Origin of the sequence: Roseovarius sp. SK2, from assembly GCF_028807495.1 — a bacterium.
GTDB classification, from domain to species: Bacteria; Pseudomonadota; Alphaproteobacteria; order Rhodobacterales; family Rhodobacteraceae; genus Roseovarius; species Roseovarius confluentis.
In genome coordinates this window covers 241,239-258,556 of record NZ_JARAMK010000002.1, presented here as the reverse complement: position 1 = coordinate 258,556, position 17,318 = coordinate 241,239, and the positions used below count along the sequence as shown (strand labels likewise).

15 protein-coding genes are annotated in these 17,318 nt (G+C 67.9%); 5 read left to right on the top strand and 10 right to left on the bottom strand.

Annotated elements, in window-relative coordinates; translation table 11 throughout:
- The first annotated feature begins 41 nt into the window (after window positions 1–41).
- Both dacB and PVV74_RS05485 read left to right on the top strand, forming a co-directional pair.
- Window positions 42–1,544 (top strand): D-alanyl-D-alanine carboxypeptidase/D-alanyl-D-alanine endopeptidase, encoded by a 1,503-nt coding sequence (gene dacB, locus PVV74_RS05490; RefSeq protein WP_274592519.1) that lies wholly within the window; start codon window positions 42–44, stop codon window positions 1,542–1,544.
- Between the two features lie 170 nt (window positions 1,545–1,714).
- The gene (locus tag PVV74_RS05485; protein WP_103762253.1) at window positions 1,715–2,275 is read left to right on the top strand and encodes a helix-turn-helix transcriptional regulator; all 561 of its coding nucleotides are present in this window, start codon (window positions 1,715–1,717) and stop codon (window positions 2,273–2,275) included.
- A gap of 15 nt (window positions 2,276–2,290) precedes the next feature.
- Here the strand turns inward: PVV74_RS05485 and PVV74_RS05480 are convergent, their stop codons facing one another.
- The 8 genes from PVV74_RS05480 to PVV74_RS05445 form a co-directional block, all read right to left on the bottom strand.
- Window positions 2,291–4,069, bottom strand: a complete 1,779-nt coding sequence (locus PVV74_RS05480; RefSeq protein ID WP_274592518.1) for a TadG family pilus assembly protein — start codon at window positions 4,067–4,069, stop codon at window positions 2,291–2,293.
- Window positions 4,056–4,490: a TadE/TadG family type IV pilus assembly protein gene (locus PVV74_RS05475; protein ID WP_146049978.1), complete on the bottom strand. Its 435-nt coding sequence runs from the start codon at window positions 4,488–4,490 to the stop codon at window positions 4,056–4,058. Before PVV74_RS05475 ends, PVV74_RS05480 begins: the two co-directional genes overlap by 14 nt.
- Window positions 4,491–4,494: 4 nt before the next feature.
- The gene (locus PVV74_RS05470; protein WP_274592517.1) at window positions 4,495–5,472 is read right to left on the bottom strand and encodes a type II secretion system F family protein; all 978 of its coding nucleotides are present in this window, start codon (window positions 5,470–5,472) and stop codon (window positions 4,495–4,497) included.
- The gene (locus tag PVV74_RS05465; protein WP_274592516.1) at window positions 5,465–6,406 is read right to left on the bottom strand and encodes a type II secretion system F family protein; all 942 of its coding nucleotides are present in this window, start codon (window positions 6,404–6,406) and stop codon (window positions 5,465–5,467) included. Before PVV74_RS05465 ends, PVV74_RS05470 begins: the two co-directional genes overlap by 8 nt.
- A 3-nt stretch (window positions 6,407–6,409) precedes the next feature.
- Window positions 6,410–8,074 carry a CpaF family protein gene (locus tag PVV74_RS05460; RefSeq protein ID WP_274592515.1) on the bottom strand — a complete coding sequence of 555 codons (1,665 nt, stop codon included), beginning with the start codon at window positions 8,072–8,074 and terminating at the stop codon, window positions 6,410–6,412.
- Window positions 8,071–9,279, bottom strand: coding sequence for an AAA family ATPase (locus PVV74_RS05455; protein ID WP_103762259.1), 1,209 nt, complete (start codon window positions 9,277–9,279; stop codon window positions 8,071–8,073). Before PVV74_RS05455 ends, PVV74_RS05460 begins: the two co-directional genes overlap by 4 nt.
- 88 nt (window positions 9,280–9,367) lie before the next feature.
- Window positions 9,368–9,580 carry a Flp family type IVb pilin gene (locus PVV74_RS05450; protein ID WP_103762260.1) on the bottom strand — a complete coding sequence of 71 codons (213 nt, stop codon included), beginning with the start codon at window positions 9,578–9,580 and terminating at the stop codon, window positions 9,368–9,370.
- A gap of 365 nt (window positions 9,581–9,945) precedes the next feature.
- Window positions 9,946–10,380, bottom strand: a complete 435-nt coding sequence (locus PVV74_RS05445; RefSeq protein WP_274592514.1) for an Lrp/AsnC family transcriptional regulator — start codon at window positions 10,378–10,380, stop codon at window positions 9,946–9,948.
- Between the two features lie 110 nt (window positions 10,381–10,490).
- Between PVV74_RS05445 and PVV74_RS05440 the strand changes: the two genes are divergently transcribed.
- From PVV74_RS05440 to PVV74_RS05430, 3 genes are all read left to right on the top strand, one after another.
- On the top strand, window positions 10,491–11,621 hold the full coding sequence (locus tag PVV74_RS05440; protein WP_274592513.1) for a type III PLP-dependent enzyme: 1,131 nt from the start codon (window positions 10,491–10,493) through the stop codon (window positions 11,619–11,621).
- A gap of 83 nt (window positions 11,622–11,704) precedes the next feature.
- Entirely contained in the window at window positions 11,705–13,999 is a 2,295-nt protein-coding gene (locus PVV74_RS05435; protein WP_274592713.1) for a xanthine dehydrogenase family protein molybdopterin-binding subunit, read from the top strand.
- A complete protein-coding gene (locus PVV74_RS05430; protein WP_274592512.1) occupies window positions 13,977–15,053 on the top strand; it encodes a DUF2235 domain-containing protein in 1,077 nt (358 codons plus the stop codon). The genes PVV74_RS05435 and PVV74_RS05430 overlap by 23 nt, the downstream gene beginning before the upstream one ends.
- A gap of 75 nt (window positions 15,054–15,128) precedes the next feature.
- On the opposite strand, the gene PVV74_RS05425 is transcribed toward PVV74_RS05430, so the two are convergent.
- Together PVV74_RS05425 and PVV74_RS05420 are read right to left on the bottom strand one after the other, a co-directional pair.
- Window positions 15,129–16,178, bottom strand: coding sequence for a phosphatase PAP2 family protein (locus PVV74_RS05425; protein ID WP_274592511.1), 1,050 nt, complete (start codon window positions 16,176–16,178; stop codon window positions 15,129–15,131).
- A 144-nt stretch (window positions 16,179–16,322) separates the two neighbouring features.
- A complete protein-coding gene (locus PVV74_RS05420) occupies window positions 16,323–16,820 on the bottom strand; it encodes a PaaI family thioesterase (RefSeq protein ID WP_274592510.1) in 498 nt (165 codons plus the stop codon).
- Window positions 16,821–17,318 lie beyond the last annotated feature (498 nt).

Here is a 17,318-nt window from a genome sequence, read left to right as displayed (position 1 = left end):
TGCGGATTGTGTGACCTGCCGCGCTTGGGTTAATTGGACCCATGCGTACGAACATTTCCCGACGGTTCCTGTTGACGACGGCGCTGGCCAGCCTGGCGGGCGGCGCGATGGCCGATGCGCCCAAGGTGTCGCTGCGCCCGCAGCTGCGCCCCGAAGGCGGCGCCGAGGCGGCGCGCATTCGCTCGGTTCCGAGCGTCGACGCGCTGATCGAGCGAGCCAAGCTGGGCGGGGACGTGGGGTTCGCGGTCATCGACGTGAAGTCCGGCAAGCCGCTGGAAGGCGTTGGAGCAGGCGACGGTATGCCGCCCGCGAGCGTGATGAAGGCGATTACCGCGCTTTACGCGCTGGAGACGTTGGGCGAGGGATACCGGTTCGAGACGCGGCTGATCGCGACCGGGCCGGTCAAGGACGGGGTGCTGGACGGCGACCTGGTGCTGGCGGGCGGCGGCGACCCGGTGCTGGACACGAATGGCCTGGCCGACATGGCCGCGCGACTGAAGAAGGCCGGGGTGACCCGGGTGACCGGCAAGCTGCGGGCCTGGGCCGGGGCGCTGCCCTTTACCCGGTTCATCGACGACGAGCAGCCCCTGCACGTCGGCTATAACCCGTCGCTGTCGGGGCTGAACCTGAATTTCAACCGGGTGCATTTCGAGTGGAAGCGGTCGGGCGGGGATTACACCGTGGCGATGGACGCGCGGTCGGACCGCTATCGCCCGTCGGTGCGGGTGGCGCGGATGCGCGTCGCGAACCGCAAGGGGCCGGTCTATACCTACGAGGACGCGGGCGACCACGATGCGTGGACAGTGGCGTCGGGCGCGCTGGGCAATGGCGGGTCGCGCTGGCTGCCGGTGCGGCGGCCGGGGGATTATGCCGCCGAGGTGTTCACCGCGCTGGCGCAGGCGCAGGGCGTGACGTTGAGCGCGGGAGAGGTGTTCGAGGGCACGCCCGAAGGCAAGGTGCTGGTCAGTCACCTGAGCGAGCCGCTGGTGCCGATCCTGAAGGATATGTTGAAGTATTCCAACAACCTGACCGCCGAGCTGGTCGGGCTGACGACCAGTGCCGCGCGGCTGGGCCGGCCCGCGGACCTGGCGGCCTCGGGCGCGGAGATGAGTGCCTGGGCACAGGAGACGCTGGGCATGACAGGGGCCAAACTGGTCGATCATTCGGGCCTGGGCGAGATGTCGCGGGTGACGCCTCTGGGCATGGCGCGGGCGCTGGCGCGGGTGCACGGGGACGGGCGGCTGAAGCCGATCCTGAAGCCGTTTCTGATGCGCGACAGCCAGGGCGGCATCATGCGGGACCATCCCGTCAAGGTCGCGTCAAAAACCGGGACGCTGTATTTCGTCAGCACGCTGGCGGGATATGCGACGGCGCCGGACGGCACCGAGCTGGCCTTTGCGGTCTTCACCCATAACGCCAAGCTGCGCGAGCCGATCGACAGCCGGTCGGACGTGCGCCCGCCGGGCGCGTCCAGTTGGAACCGGAGGGCCAAGCAGCTTCAGCAGGGGTTGATCGAACGCTGGAGCGTGATGTACGCGGGCTGAGCCTGATCCTTGGGCCGTGACGCTCGACGGTTGTGGTGACGGCGGGGCGCAGGTCAGATGCGTGAAAAAATCCCTAAAATTGTCGATATTCCAGAAACAGTTACCTCAAATTTGCCTTAATTCGAGGCAACGTTGGCGCCGGAAATCAGCGCGAACAGGAGTAGCGATTAATGCAACGTATCTGGGTATTCGGATCTGTCCTCGTCACCGTCATTGCGGCCCTCAAGACCTTGCTGGTCGTTCATTTCGCCTTTGGGGGCGTCTCGGGCGCGCCGAGCCTGGTGGTGTTGTCGGGGCTTTTCGCGCTGTTCTTTGCGCTGACCGCGGTGGTGGCCTATGTCGCCTGCACGCAGCTGACCCGGCACGTGGTGCAGAAGCGCCGTGAAAAGCTGGCCCCGGGGATGAGCGAGCCCGTCGCCAAGGAAACCGTCATCTTGCGCCACGCGCCGGACTGGGGGCTGTCGCAGGCCGAGGCGGACGTGGCGATTTTCGTGGCCAAGGGATTTTCCAACGGCGAGATCGCGGACATGCGCGGCAGCGCGATCACCACGGTGAAATCGCAGTTGGGCCGGATCTATCAGAAATCGGGCCTTGAATCGCGCTACCAGCTGATTGCCTTCGTCACCGACGAGGTGGTGTCGATGGCGCGCGAGGCCGAAGAGCCCGCCGCGAAGATCAGCACCAAGGATGCCCTGCCGCTGGTCGGGCGCCGCAAGCAGCACGCGGCCTGATACCGCCGCCCGGCATTACTGGACCAGCCGGATGAGTTCGCAGTGATGCCCGGTCAGGGTCAGCTCGCCCGATCCGAGCTCTAGCCCCACACTCGCCAACACGCTGTCCACCACGCCATCGACCGGCGTGGTGAGCGCGGCCAGAAGCTGGGCCGGAAGGTTGGCCAGCAGGGTGTTGACGACCGGGGCCGCGAGGCCGGTGACAAGGCCCTGCTGATCGGGCTTGATCCGGAGTTCCGTGTTCTCGGACGACAGGAGCGTGCTGACGGCGTTGGTCACAAACAGTTCCGAGCCGTAACTGTGCTCGGTGTCGCCGCTAGCCACGTCGCCATGGGTGAATGTGATGCGGTCGGTGTTCGATCTGCCGACGGCGACGTGGCTGCGGGCCTGGACCACGAGGTCGGCCAGCACCAGGTCGGGCAGCAAAGGCACCGGGATGGCGATGCGCACGGTCAGAAGATCGGCAAAGCCGAGGCTCGCGGGATCAACGGGCGCGGTGGCGCTGGTGCCTGCGGGCAGGGTGCCGAGGTAGAGCGCGGCGACAGCGGTGCCGTTTTCCGGGTGCAAGGGCGTATGTGACACCAGGAAGGACGCGGCAGGGCCGGACGGGCGCGAGGCGCTACAGCTGATTTCGTCCAGCGTGGCGGTGGCGCCGGCGAGTTCCACGTAGAGCGGCACGTGCAGGTCGGTGGCGGTGACCTCGGCGGCCAGCCCGGTCAGCAGGCCGGGATCGGCGTCGATATCGAGGCCAAGGCGCGCGGCGGCGCGGTGCAGTTGCACGCCTTCCTCGCCCAGGGCGACCCAGCCCGATTGCGCGGGCGGCTCGCCGGCGGTCAGTTGCGCGTCGACGCCGACGATGCCGGCGACGTCCAGGTCCAGATCCAGAGAGGCGGCGTCGATATCCTCGCTGGCGACCACGGCCTTGACGATATCGAGGGCCGTGACGTCGATTTCGATCAGGAAATCGGTGGCGGTGAGACCAAGGCGGGTGTCGATGCCGCCGATGACCGCGGCCACGTCGACCTGTTGGCCCGCAGCGGCGCTGGCCAGCCCGGTGAGGCTGCCGGCGAGGGCGGGCGGCAATTCGGCGGCCAACGCGTCGAGCAGGGTGTCGGCGGTGGTGACGCGGTTCAGCACCTCCGCCGGGTTGCGGGAGGTGCCGCCGGTGAGCCCGTCGAGGGTGTCCAACAGGGTGCCGAGATTGACCCGCGCGTCGGCCAGAAGGGCGAGATCACCCACCCCGATCGCGGCGCCGACGCCGTATTCCGCCGTCAGCACGGCATCGAGCGCGGCGGGGTCGAGATCGGCCAGATGGCTGTTCAGTGAAAAGCTGGCCGCGCCGGTCCGGGTGGCCATGGCGGTGCGGCTGAGGTCGACGGAGGGCGTGCCGCTGAAGATCTGGGCGAAATGGAGCGGCGACGCGTCGCTGAGCGTGACCTGGGCGGCGTTCACGACGTCTGTGTCGTCGTCGAGCGGCATGAACCGCTCGGTCCGGGGAATGGCGGGGTTGCGGAAGTAGCGCCCGGTTTGCAGCTCGGTGAGCGTGGAGGCGGCGCGGTCATTTTTGGTTATGGCGTCGATGGCGCGGTCTTGCGCGGCGGAGGCGTCGGCGACGGCGCTCATCGCGCCGAGGTCGCTGGCGGCCTGAAGCCGGGCGCGGTCGCGGTAGAGCGCGGCGACGTCGACGCCGAGCGCCACGAAGCCGAAGAGCACGGTCAGCATCAGCGACACGATGATGGCGACGACGCCGGACTCGTCGCGCCGGAAGCGGGCAATGCGGTCAGTAAGCGACATAGGCCCGCCCCTTGATGGTGTCGATCCCGAGGCCGAGAAAGCCGTTGGCCGCGTCGAGCAATGTGCCTTGGGCGGCATAGGTGACGTTGACGGTGATGCTGCCCATCGCCGCGCCGGAATAGGCGAGCGAGGTGGAGAGCGCGTCGTCCGTCAGCAGGGGATAGCGGGTGGCGCCCTCGGCCAAATACGCGGTGGCGATATCGCGCCGCTCGGTCTCGTCGAGGCCCGCGACCGAGGCGCGGGCGGCCCCGGCGGCCAGCTGGTGCACGGAATGGCTGACGCCCATGTAGAAGCCAAGGGTGATGATGCCGAGGATCAGCGCGAAGAGGATCGGTGCGATAAGCACGAACTCGATCGCGACGGCGCCGGTGGTGTCGCGGGCGAAGCGGCGGGCGGCGATGGTCAGGGAATGCGTGGTCATGATCTCAGCGCCCCGCAAGGATGTTGTCGAAGATCGAAAGCCCGGCGGGCCCGACCAGCACCACGAAGACCGCCGGCATGATGCAGAAGATCAGCGGGATGGTCATCAGGACGGGCAGGCGCGCGGCCTTTTCCTCCATCGCGATCAGGCGGTTGGCCCGCTGTTCCGACACGAGGTTGCGCATGGCGCGGGCGAAAGGTGTGCCGTAGGTGTCGGACTGGTCCAGCGCCTGGGTGAAGATGGCGATCTCGGGCAGCGGCACGCGCGCGCGCAGCTTGTCATAGGCGGTGCGGCGGTCGTTGGTCATGGCGATTTCGGCCACCAGTTGGCGGGTCTCTGCGGCAAGCTCGGGGGCGCTGTATTGCAGTTCGCGGGAGACGCGGTGCAGCGCCTGCTGCGGGCCTTGGCCCGCCTCGGACGCGATCACCAGCAGTTCCAGCAGGTCGGGAAAGCTGCGGCGGATTTGGCCCATGCGGGTGCGGCGGCGGGAATCGACCACCATGTCGACGACCATCGACATGCCGAGCGCCACGGCCAGGACAATGGCCGAGGGGATGAGCGCAGGCATGCCGATGGGATAGACGGTCACCACCCAGACACCACCGGACAGGAAGGCACCGACGGGCAGGACCGTTTTCAGGAAAGCGTAGATCAGAAGCGCGTCGCGGCCCTGGTAGCCGGCCGAGCGCAGGTCGGCGGCGGTGTCGCGTGCCTCGCCGCCGAGAATCGCCGACAGGCGTTCGCCCATGCGCAGGACCACCCGGCGCAGCGCCGAGCAAATCCCGGCCAGCGCGCCGGACCGGCGGGCCTTCCCCGGCGCGGCGCTGCGGGGGGCAAGGGCCTCGCCGTTCGCGCGGCGCAGGCGCAGCATCAGGACGGCGCGGCGGCGTTCGGTATCGATCAGAGCGCCAAGGCCGAAGGCCACCAGAATCAGCCCTGCGAAGGCCATCCAGGACAGGATATCTACCGTGGACTCAGACATCCGCGCGCCCCATCCGGGCCATCACGAAGACCCCGAGTGCCACGCTGGTCAGCGCGCCGGCCGCCATCACCTGGCCGCGCGGATCGGTGAAGAGCGGCTGGAGATAGGCGCCGTTCAGCACGAAGAGTGCCAGCGCGATGCAAAAGGGCAGGGCCGCGAGGATCATGGCGCTGGCGCGGGCCTCGGATGACAGGGCCCGTGCCTTCTTGCGCAGCTTGCGGCGTTCGCGCAGCTGTTCGGCGAGGTTTTCCAGCGTCTCGACAAGGTTGCCGCCGGAATCGGCCTGAAGGGCGGTGGCCACGGCGAAAAAGCCAAGCTCGGCGGTGCGCAGGCGCTGGTAGAGCGCCGCGAGGCTGTCCTGAAGGGACGTGCCGAGGCAGATCTCGCCATGGGTGCGGGCAAATTCGGCCTGCACGGGGCCGGTGGTGGTCTCGACCACGATTCGCAGGGAATCCGCGATGGGCCGTCCGGCACGCAGGCCGCGGGCGAAGATGTCGAGCGCATCGGGCAGCCCTTCGGTGAAGGCGGCCTGGTAGCGGGCGCGGGCGTAGCGCAGCACGACCAGCGCAAGCAGGACCGGCAGGACCACGGCGAGCACCAGCGCGATGAGCGGGTTGAGCCCGGCGTAAAGCACCGCGAGGCCGTAAATTGCCAGCGCGGCGATGGCGATCTGGATGCAGATATCGGTGGGCGTCAGCCGCAGGCCGGTCTGGGCCAGAAGCGCCTCGATCCGGGGTGTGAGGCCGGTGATGTCGGGCGTGTTGCGGACGGCCCGGCGCGGCTTTTTGGGCGCCGCGGGGCCGGGGCCGGCGAGGCCCCGCTGCATCCGGGCCTGGTGACGGTGGCGGGTGCGGTCGGCATGGACCAGCGCGCAGAGCACGAGGGCGGTGAAGGTGACGATGCTAGCGGTGAGGACGATCAGGAACAGGCTCATGGGTTATCCTCTCAGCACGGCGTCGAGGTCGGCGCTGACACCGTAATCGGCGGCGCGGCCGGCGAATTTGGGGCGATAGCCGGAATAGCGGTAGATGCCGCGCACTTCGTTGCGGGTGCTGTCGGGGTCGGTCTCGAAGGTGAAGAGATCCTGGAGGGTGACGACATCGCGTTCGAGCCCCGCGACCTCGGATATCGAAGTGATGCGGCGGGTGCCGTCGCGCATCCTGGAGATCTGGATCACCAGCTGCACCGCATCGGCCAGCTGCCGGCGCACGACGCCCGAGGCCATGTCGAAGCCCGCCAGTGCGGCCATGCTTTCGATCCGGGTCATCGCCTCGCGCGGGGAGTTGGCGTGCAGCGTGCTCATCGAGCCGTCGTGGCCGGTGTTCATGGCCTGTAGCAGGTCCAGCACCTCGTCGCCGCGGATCTCGCCGATGATGATGCGGTCGGGGCGCATCCGCAGCGCGTTGCGCACCAGCGTGCGCATGGTGACCTCGCCCTTGCCCTCGACATTGGGCGGGCGCGTCTCGAACCGGACGACATGCGGTTGCTGGAAGCGCAGTTCGGCGGCATCCTCGATGGTGACCAGCCGTTCGGTGGCGGGGATGAAGGCCGACAGCGCGTTCATCAGCGTGGTCTTGCCCGAGCCGGTGCCGCCCGAGACCAGCACGTTGAGCCGCAGGTAGGCGGCAAGTCCGAGAAAGCCCGCCATCTGTTCCGACAGGCTGCCGTTTGCCACGAGGGTTTCCATCTTCATCGGGTCGGCGGGGAACTTGCGGATGGTGATGGTGGGGCCGTCGATGGCGAGCGGCGGAATGGCGACGTTGACGCGGCTGCCGTCCTTGAGGCGGGCATCGACCATCGGCTGCGCCTCGTCGATGCGGCGGCCGACGGCGGCGACCATGCGGGAGGCCACGGCGTGGACATGGGCGTTGTCGCGAAAGCGCGTGGCGGTCAGTTCCAGCTTGCCGCGGCGTTCGGCATAGACCCGGTCGGGGCCGTTGACCATGATGTCGGTCACGGTTTCATCCGCCAGCAGGCGTTCCAGCGGGCCGAGGCCCAGCATGTCGGCCAGCACGGCCTGGACGAGGTCGGCGACCTCGCGGCCGTTGAGGTGCATCTTGCGCTGTTCGGACAGGCCGTGGATCGCGTCGTGGATGCGGCTTTCCTGCTCGGGGCGGGGCAGGCCGGCCACCTCGGTGAAGTCGAGCACGTCGGAGAGCGCCTGGATCATTTCGCCGGCCATGGCGGAGATGTCGGAGGCGGAGGCCGCGGCGGCGTTGACGGACTCGACCAGCGCGGGAAGTTTCGGCTCGGGCGCGGGGCGCGGTGCGGTATCGGACGCGCGGGGCGGTGCCGGGGCGTGGGCCTCGGCATTGGCAGGAGTGTCGGCCGGGGCGTGGGCCGAGGCCCGTGGCACTGCGGTGGGCTGCGTCGCAGGTGCGGTGCGCGAGGGCGCGTCGCCGCCCAGTTCGGCCACGGCCTGTGCCAACAGGGCGCGTTGGTGGGAGAGGGGGATCGGCGTCCCGGCGGCCTCGACCACGAAGGTCAGCGCCGTGTTCACCTTTTCCTCGACCGACAGCCCGTTGGCGTCGATGTGGCGTGCGATGTGCAGCACCCGGTCGAGCGCGGCCCGATTGTGATGCTCGATAACCTCGTGTTTCATCCGAACAGTCTCTTGCGGGGTTTGCGCAGGGCCGTGGCGGCGCTCGCCGGTTGCATGGCGGCCTCGAAGACGGTGCGCACGGCGCGGGACCAGGGCGCGCGCGGTTGCAGCGTGACGAGCGGCTTGGCGGCCTTGTGCGCGCGGGCCAGCGCCGGGGCGCAGCAGGGCAGCGTCGCGGTGAGCGGCATCTGAAGCGTCCTGGCGATGTCCTTGGGGCGCAGACCCGCGTCCTTGCGGGTGTCCGACAGCACGGCGAGGATCGGCAGGTCGGGATTGTCAGCCCGGATCCGGGCCGAGAGGCGGCTGGCGGCGTTGACCCCGGCAAAGCCCGCGGGCAGCACCAGCACCAGCCGGTCAAGCGTGCCGATCACGTCGGGCTGGCGCAGGGCAAGGCCGCGCGGCAGGTCGACGATGACGGTGTCGAACGCCTCGCGCAGGCGGGGCAGGAGGGCGGCGATGCCGGGCTCGTAGGCGGCGGCGGCCTGGTCGCCGCGCACCTGGCCGGAATAGAGTGAGAGCGTGTCGCTTACCTGGTCCATGGTCGCGCCGATGAAGGTGGTGTCGACGCGGTCGGGGGCGCGCAGGGCGTCGAACAGACCGCGGGTTTCGTCCCGGTCGAGGTCGATGGCCTGGCTGCCGAATTCCAGATCGGCATCCACCAGCGCGGTATTGCGCGCGGCACCCTTGGGGGCGGCGGCGTGGGCGGCGAGATTGAGGGCCAGAAGGCTGGCCCCGGTGCCGCCCTTGCAGCCGAGAACGCCGATGGTGAGGCCCCGGGACGCTTCGGGCGACGGCGTCGCCGGTGCGGCGACGGGGCCGGGCGTGGGGGCGTTGGTGGCGGCGAGGATGTCCGATGCGTTTGCCGGGAGGCAGAAATAGTCGCGGGCGCCGGCCTGGCGCAGGGCGCGGTAGGTGGCGATGTCGTCGACAGTACCCAGCACGATCACGCCGATACCGGCGCGGGCCAGTTCCTCGACGCATTCAATGGCCATGGGCAAGCTGATCTGGCCCATCTCGGCCAGGATGCATTTCACCGGCGAGGCGTCGGTCAGGAGGCGCGCCGCGCCGCTGAGCCCGCCGCCATGGATCGCCTTGGCCATCTGGCCGCTCTCGGCCAGGACGGCGCGGGCCGTGGCAGCCCCGGTATCGGTGCAGACATAGGCCTGAAGCGCGGGGGCGACGCCGTCTTGGGTATCGAAAGGCATGGGGCGGTCTCCGGGTAGCGGTGGGGTTGGGAAGGTGGATCGGGTGCGTGGAGCGGCCGACCGGGATCTGGCCGCTCCGTCGCGCGGCTCAGGTGCCGCCGCTCGTACCTTGGGCTTTTTCAAGCTCGGTGTTCATCGTTTCGAAGCCGGTGTTTGTGTTGGTGCCGAGCGTGGCGACGGTACCGACGATCACGGCGCCCACGAGTGCGGCGAAGAGGCCGTATTCGATGGCTGTGGCGCCGTCCTCGTCACGGGCGAAGGTGCGGGCGATGGTCTTGATGGATTTGCGTGCGATGGTCATGGTCGTGTCTTTCCGTGGTTTTGAACAGGTTTGTGGATGCGGGCCGCAACGACCCTGGTGTGCCCCGACACTGACGCCTGCCGGGACAATCCGAAATCCTCCCTCGGTCGGTGGGCGGGTTTACGACCCCATCGTCGGAAGGTCGTCCGACCAAGGTCGTACGGGTTTCGGGACGCAATGTGGCCGCTTTGTGGCGGTGCGGGCGCGCGGGTGATCCGGCGCCCGGAGGGTAGGATGCGGCGACGCGGGACGGTGTGCTGCGTCAAGCGGGAAAGTGCCGCGCCGAACGGCAAACAGGTGCGGTTCGTGGGCGGTGATTCGACTCTCGCGGCAGGTCCCGGGTCAGGCCCGGGACGGGGGATGGCCTAGCGGCTGCGGTCGAGCTTGGTCGCGAGGTGAATGAGCGATTCCGAGCCGCGCACGCCCTTGGCGTCGCCGATGCGGTCGAGCGTCTCGTCGAGTTCCTCGGTGGTTTCGGCCTCGAGCGTGACGATAAGGTCGAAGCGCCCGGACGTGGTGTGGACGCGGCGCACGCCGGGCAGGGATTGCAGGCGCGACAGAACGGTGGGCTGGCTGCGGGCCTCGATCTGCACCAGCGCGGTCGCCCGCAGGGGGGCGCGGCGCGCAGCGTTGAGGCGCAGGGTATAGCCCAGGATGATGCCGGAGGTTTCCAGCCGGTCGAGCCGCGCCTGCACGGTGGTGCGTGCAAGGCCCAGCCGGCGGGCGATGGTGGCCACCGGCATGCGGGCGTTTTCCTGCAGGAGTGCGATCAGGGCTTCGTCAAGTTCGTCTGTTTGCATGATTCTCTCGGCGTTGTGCCGAAATCATACTGCATAAAGTGCAATCTGACCTGACAAAATCACCACGTTTCGCGGCACACTATGGAAAAGACGACCCGAGAGGCAGAGCGATGCAACATCAGACATCCCCGTGGGACACGCCCGTGGCGCATCTGACGCGCCAGAAACCCGATGCGCCGGTGCTTTATTTCAGTCCCGAGGTCCTGCAGGCCACCGCGCGGCGGTTCCTGACCGGCTTCGGCGGGCTGGTGACCTATGCGGTCAAGGCCAACCCGGGCGAGGAAGTGCTGGCGAACCTGGCCGCGGCCGGTGTGCGGGCCTTCGACGTGGCCAGCCCGGCGGAGATGCGGGCGGTGCGAAAGGCGGCGCCGGATGCGGTGCTGCATTACAACAACCCGGTGCGATCGGCGGCCGAGGTCGAGATGGCCGCGAAGATGGGCGTGGCGTCTGCTTCGGTGGATTGCGCGTCGGAGCTGGACAAGCTGGCGGGCCTGCCGCGCGACATCGAGGTGACGGTGCGGCTGGCGCTGCCGGTCAAGGGTGCGGCCTATGATTTCGGCGCGAAGTTCGGGGCGGGGCCTGACGCCGCGGCGGGGCTTTTGCGCAAGGTGGCCGATATGGGGTTTCGCCCCGGCCTCTGCTTTCATCCGGGCACGCAATGCGCCGATCCCGGTGCGTGGGGCGCGTATGTGCGGGCCAGTGCGGAGGTGGCGCGGGCCGCCGGTGTGACTTTGGAACGATTGAACGTGGGTGGCGGATTTGCCGCGCATCGTTCGGGCGTGGCGCCGGACCTGGAGGCGATTTTTGATCATGTGGCAGAGGTGACCGCCGCGGTATTCGAGGTGCCGCCCCGCCTGGTCTGCGAGCCGGGGCGGGCGATGGTGGCCGAGGCGTTCACGCTGGCCGCACGCGTGAAGGCGGTGCGACCGCACGGAAGCCTTTTCCTGAACGACGGCATTTACGGCGCGCTGGCCGAGGCGCGGGACATCGACGCGCTGACGCGGGTGCGGGTTGTCAGCCCGAACGGGCGGCCGCGCGGGGGCGCCCCGGTGGCGCGGGTGGTGTTCGGGCCGACCTGCGACAGCCTGGACCGGCTGCCCGATCCGCTGGCCTTGCCTGGCGACGTGGCCGAAGGCGATTACGTTTTGTTCGAGGGGATGGGGGCCTATTCGCGGGCGCTGGCGACGCGGTTCAACGGCTACGGTCCCGAGGGGCCGGTGACGGTGGCGCGCCTGATCTGATCGGGGGTGGACACCGCGCCGTCGGGCGTTAGGGTCGCGGTAGATTTCCCGCGCAGAGGTGTCCCCACATGACCGAGCAGCGCATGGCCAAGTTCGGCCGCTCTCAGCCCGTGAGCCGGATCGAGGACCGGCGGTTTCTGACCGGGGCCGGGCGGTACACGTCCGATCTGTGGCCGGAGGGGTGTTTGCGGGCCTATCTGTTGCGGTCGGTCGAGGCGCATGCGGACATTTCGGTGGATGCGCAGGCGGCGCGCGAGGCGCCGGGCGTGCGTCTTGTGCTGACGGCGGACGATCTGGCGCAGGCGGGGATCACCGAGGGGATGCCGGCGCTGTTGGTGGAAAACCGGGACGGCAGCATGGGGGCGGCACCGAAGCGGCCCCTGCTGGCCGAAGGGCGCGTGCGCTTTGTCGGGGAGGCGATCGCACTGGTGGTCGCCGAAAGCCTGGACGCGGCGCGGGATGCGGCGGAGTTGATCGAAGTCGATTATGACAGCCTGCCGGTGCATCTGGAGCGGGCGCCGGGCGGTCAGGCGCTGCATGACGCGGCGCCGGAAAACCGGGCGTTCGATTTTGGCATGGGCGACGCGGACGCGGTGGAGGCGGCGCTGGCCGGGTCGGCGCATGTGGTGCGGATGCCGCTGGAGGACAACCGGGTGATCTCGAACCCGATGGAAACCCGCAGCGTATTGGCGCAGATGGAGAAGGGCCGTCTGCACATCGCCTATGGCGGGCAGAACGTCTGGAACACCAAGGCGCACGCGGCACGGATCCTGAAGATGGCGGAGGACGATATCCGGGTCACGATCCCGGATGTGGGCGGTGGCTTCGGCACCAAGGCGCCGGATTATCCTGAGACCCTGCTGGTGGGACAGGCGGTGCGGATGCTGGAGGCGCCCGTGGCCTGGGTGGCGGACCGGACTGAGGGGATGCTGTCGGACACGGGCGCGCGGGACCTGGAGCATGACCTTGTGATGGGGTTCGATGACGATCTGCGGATCACGGGCTACCGCGTGGATACCAGGATGAACCTGGGCGCCTATAACAGCCCGCTGGCCCAGAACATCCAGACCAACCTGTTCGCCAAGGTGATGATGGGGGTTTTTGATATCCGCGCCGCTTACCTGCATGTCGAGGGGTTCTACACCAACACCACGCCGGTCGATGCCTATCGCGGGGCCGGGCGGCCCGAGGCGATCTATGCGCTGGAGCGGCTGATGGACCACGCGGCGCGGGAATTGGGCGTGGATGTGTGGGAGTTGCACCGGCGGAATTTCATCCGTCCCGGGCAGTTTCCCTATACCACCGCCTTTGGCGAGACCTATGACGTGGGCGATTTCGCGCGGGTGCTGGAGAGCGTGGCGCGGCACGCGGATCGCGACGGGTTCGCGGCGCGCCGTGCGGCAAGCGAGGCGCAGGGCAGGCTGCGGGGCATGGGCCTGTGTTTCTATATCGAGAGCATCCTGGGCGACCCGGCGGAGGGCGCGCAGATCGAGTTTACCGACGAGGGCGTGCGGCTGTACGTGGGCACGATCTCGAACGGGCAGGGGCATGAGAGCGTCTATGCGCAATTCCTGAGCGACCAGACCGGGGTTCCGGTGGAGCACATCGAGATCGTGGCCGGCGACACCGACCGGATCGCGCAGGGCGGCGGCACGGGCGGGTCACGTTCGGTGACGGTGCAGAACAATGTGACGCTGGTGACGGTGGACGCGATGGTGGCGGCGTTCCGGCCCTACCTGGCCGAGAAGATGGGCGTCGATGCCGACGCGGTGGAGTTCGACCACGAGACGTTCCGCGCACCGGGATCGAACCAGACGCCGACGCTGCTGGAGGCCGCCGCGTGGGCGCGGGCGGACGGGCGCGACGATTTGATGAGCCACAAGAAACGCGCGGAACTGGAGGCGCGGTCCTTTCCCAACGGCGCGCATGTCTGCGAGGTGGAGGTCGATCCCGAGACCGGCGCGGTCACGGTGGCACGCTACACGGTGGTCGACGATTTCGGGAACCTTATCAACCCGATGCTGGTGGAAGGCCAGATCCATGGCGGCGTGGTGCAGGGCATCGGGCAGGCGCTGTGCGAACGGGTGGTCTATGACGCGGAGGGGCAATTGCTGACGGCGAGCTTCATGGATTACGCGATGCCGCGGGCGGACAGCGTGCCGATGATCGGTTTCGACACCGAGCCGGTGCCGTCGACCACCAACGTGATGGGCATGAAAGGCTGCGGCGAGGCCGGGACCGTGGGGGCGATGGCCGCCACGGCGAACGCGGTGTTCGATGCGCTGCAGGGCCGGGGCGTGCGCCGGGCCGACATGCCCTTTACCCCGCACCGCGTCTGGATGATGTTGAACCGTGATGAGCTGGACGAAACGCGTTAGCCGGGCTGTCCGGCGGCTGGTTGGCCTGACCCGTGGCGAGCGGGCGCGGATCAAGCATGGTCCGCGCGGGGCGGTGACGCATGTGATCATCCTGGACGGCACCATGTCCTCGCTCGATCCCGGGCTGGAGAGCAATGCGGGCCTGACCTTCAAGCTGTTGAACGAGGAGGTGGGGGCGGCGCTGTCGCTGTATTACGAACCGGGGGTGCAGTGGCCGGACTGGCGGCGGACCGGCGACGTGATGCTGGGGCGGGGCATCAACCGGCAGATCCGCCGGGCCTATGGCTATCTCGCGTCACGCTATCGGCCCGGCGACCGGATTTTCCTGTTCGGGTTCTCGCGCGGGGCCTATGCCGTGCGGTCGCTGGCCGGGGTGATCGACCGGATCGGGCTGTTGCGGGCGGAACACGCGACCGAGCGGCAGGTGAGGACGGCCTATCGCCATTACCGCGACGAGGCCAGGAGTACGGCTGCGGCGGCCTTTACCCGGGAACTGTGCCACGAGACCTCGCAGATCGAGATGGTCGGGGTCTGGGATACGGTGAAGGCGCTGGACTGGACCGGTCCGCTGATCTGGCGGCTGCTGACGCCGAAGAACGCCTTTCACAGCCATGCGCTGGGGCCGCATATCCGGCACGGCTATCACGCGCTGGCGCTGGACGAGACGCGGCGGGTCTATACGCCCGTGATGTGGGAAACCGGACCGGGGCGTGCCGCGGGCGAGGGCCGGGTGGAGCAGGTCTGGTTCCGCGGCACTCATGGCGATGTGGGCGGGCAGCTGGACGGGTTTCACGCGGCACGGCCGTTGTCGAATATCCCGCTGGTCTGGATGCTGGAACGGGCGGAGGCGCATGGGCTGACCCTGCCCGAGGGGTGGCAGGCGCGGTATCCGACGGATGCGCAGGCGTCGTCGGTCGGCAAGTGGCGGGGCTGGGGGAAGATATTCCTGTTTCGCAAGGCCCGGGTGGTGGGGCAGGATCCGTCCGAGCGGCTGCATGAGAGCGTGCAGGGCCGCGCCGCACCGGATGCCCCGGATGCACAGGCGGTGACGTAGGCGGGGGCAAAACTTTTGAGAAAAGTTTTGGCAAATCTTTTCTGAAAAGATTTGGCGCGAGGTGTCAGGCGGCGGCTAATACGCCTCGTGACGCGCCAGCTTTCGGGCCAGCCACCAGCATGCGACGGCGACCGCGGCGCCGACGTAGCCGTCGATTGCATAATGCCAGGCGAGATGCACGGCCCCGATCATGGTGACCACGGCGAAGGCGGTCAGAGCCCAGCCTACCCATCGGTTCAGGCCAAACCCGAAAACGGCCATCAGGACCGCCGTCGCAACGTGCATACTGGGCATGGCGGAAATACCGCTGATGCCGCGACCGTCCCGATAGGCGTCCAGCAGCATCTGGTGCACATCGAGCGCCCAGACAGGGCTGGTTTCGGCAAACTGGTGAAGTGTGCCGACAAGCGGCTTGAAATCTGCGCCGAACCCGAAAAAGTCATAATAAACCGGGCCGACAGACGAAAAGACCGTCGCCATGACGTTGCCGCCGATGGTCCAGGTCAGGACGTAGGCGATCAGGAAGGTATGACGCAGGGCCGGCTGGCCTTTCCAGAAGCAGCACATGAAAACGATGAAGTAGAGAAGAAAGAACCAGAAATGGTAGGCCGCGTTCAGGACGGTCGTCAGAAAGGGCGTGCCGAACACCTGCATCACCAGAACATAAGGATCGTATCCGCCATGCATGGCACGGTCCAATCCGGCAAAAAGCGGGTCCCATGAGAACGGATTCATCACGGGAATGGTTTCCTTGAGAAAGGTAAAGCTGCCGCAGAACACGGAGATCGACAGAAGGGCTGCACCGCCCGCCACCAGGCGTTCCGGATCGAGCAGCGTGTCGCGCGCATCTGCGAGAAACCGTCGTGCAGGGTTCGGGGGGCGGACCCAGATGGCGAGGTGGAAGAAATGCGCAAACATGATCAGGATCATGAAGACCGGCACAAGTACCTTGAAGAGCAGCATTAGGATCGGCACCGCGCTGGCGCGAAAGGGAACCCCGAGAAGCAGGCTGACACCGAGCGCCGACATCACGTGAAAAAGCGACAGTGAGATCAGGACGCGGTGCGTGCTGATGGCGCGGAGGAAGAGGTCGCCTCGCGCAGCAACATTTACAATCGTCGTCATTGAGCGGCCTCCACGCCAGATCTTGAAAAAGCGTGTAGCTGCGTAACAGGGCGTGTGTTTGGCTAGATTTTGCCGATTTGACGGCGGGCCGGGTGAAAGCGTCGGTGAAGGGTCACGAGCGTGCGCTGAAGGAAGGCCGCCGGATCACGCGGCGTCCATGATCAGGCAGGTGGTGCTCCCGGTGGCATAGAGCTTGCCATCGTTCTTGCCGCGCAGTTCACCGACCGCGGTGGCGGTGCGGCGGCCGCCGTGCTGGGTGGTGCCGGTGGCCACCGCGGCCATCCCCATGGGCAGGGCGCGGGTGAGGTTCACCTTGTATTCAAGTGTCGTGTAGACTTGGCCCTTGTCCAGCAGGGTCATCACCGCGCAGGCCATGCAGGAGTCGAGGATCGCGCCGTACCAGCCGCCATGCACGCCGCGCATCGGGTTGAGGGCGCCGAAACCGGGGGTGCCTTCGAACACCACGCGGCCCTTATCGGCGGAGAGGGCGGTGAAGCCGAGCGTGGCGCCGATGGGCGGGGCGGTCAGGCGGCCCGCGATCATGTCGCGCATGAAGTCGAGGCCCGAGCGGGACAAGAGCGCGTCCATGTCGGGCATCTGCTCGAGCGATGTGGCGGTGAAGGGGCTGGGCGTGTCTGTCATGGCGGCACGCTAATCCCGGCACCGGGCGTGGACAAGCCCGCCCCCGGCGGCGGGGCATGAAAGCATCACGGCTTTCGCAGGTCGTGGCTGTGATGGAGGGTCCGCATTTTGATGCGCAGAAGGTTTGCGGTGCTTGTCGCGCAGCCTGGCAAAGGTCGGCTGTGCGGACATGAAAGGCATTTGATCTAAGGCCCGAGCGCGGAATCAGGCCGCAGGCCCCGCGCCATTGACGGGCCGCCCCCACGGCCCGGCGATTGGGTGAAGTTCGGTGCATCGCTGAATTCTGTTTCGGATTTGGCTTGGATAAAACGCTGCCGAACGACCGTCGGATCGCCGCGCCGCGGCCCGTCAATGGCGCTCGAAGCTATAGATCACACTTGTCTCACCTTGGGCTCGATCCTGACGTTCGAGCACGGGTCAAGCACGCGCCGCATTACCTGCGTGCCTGACAGGTGTGCACGAAAAAGCCCCGCCTTCCAGGGAAGGCGGGGTCAGGCT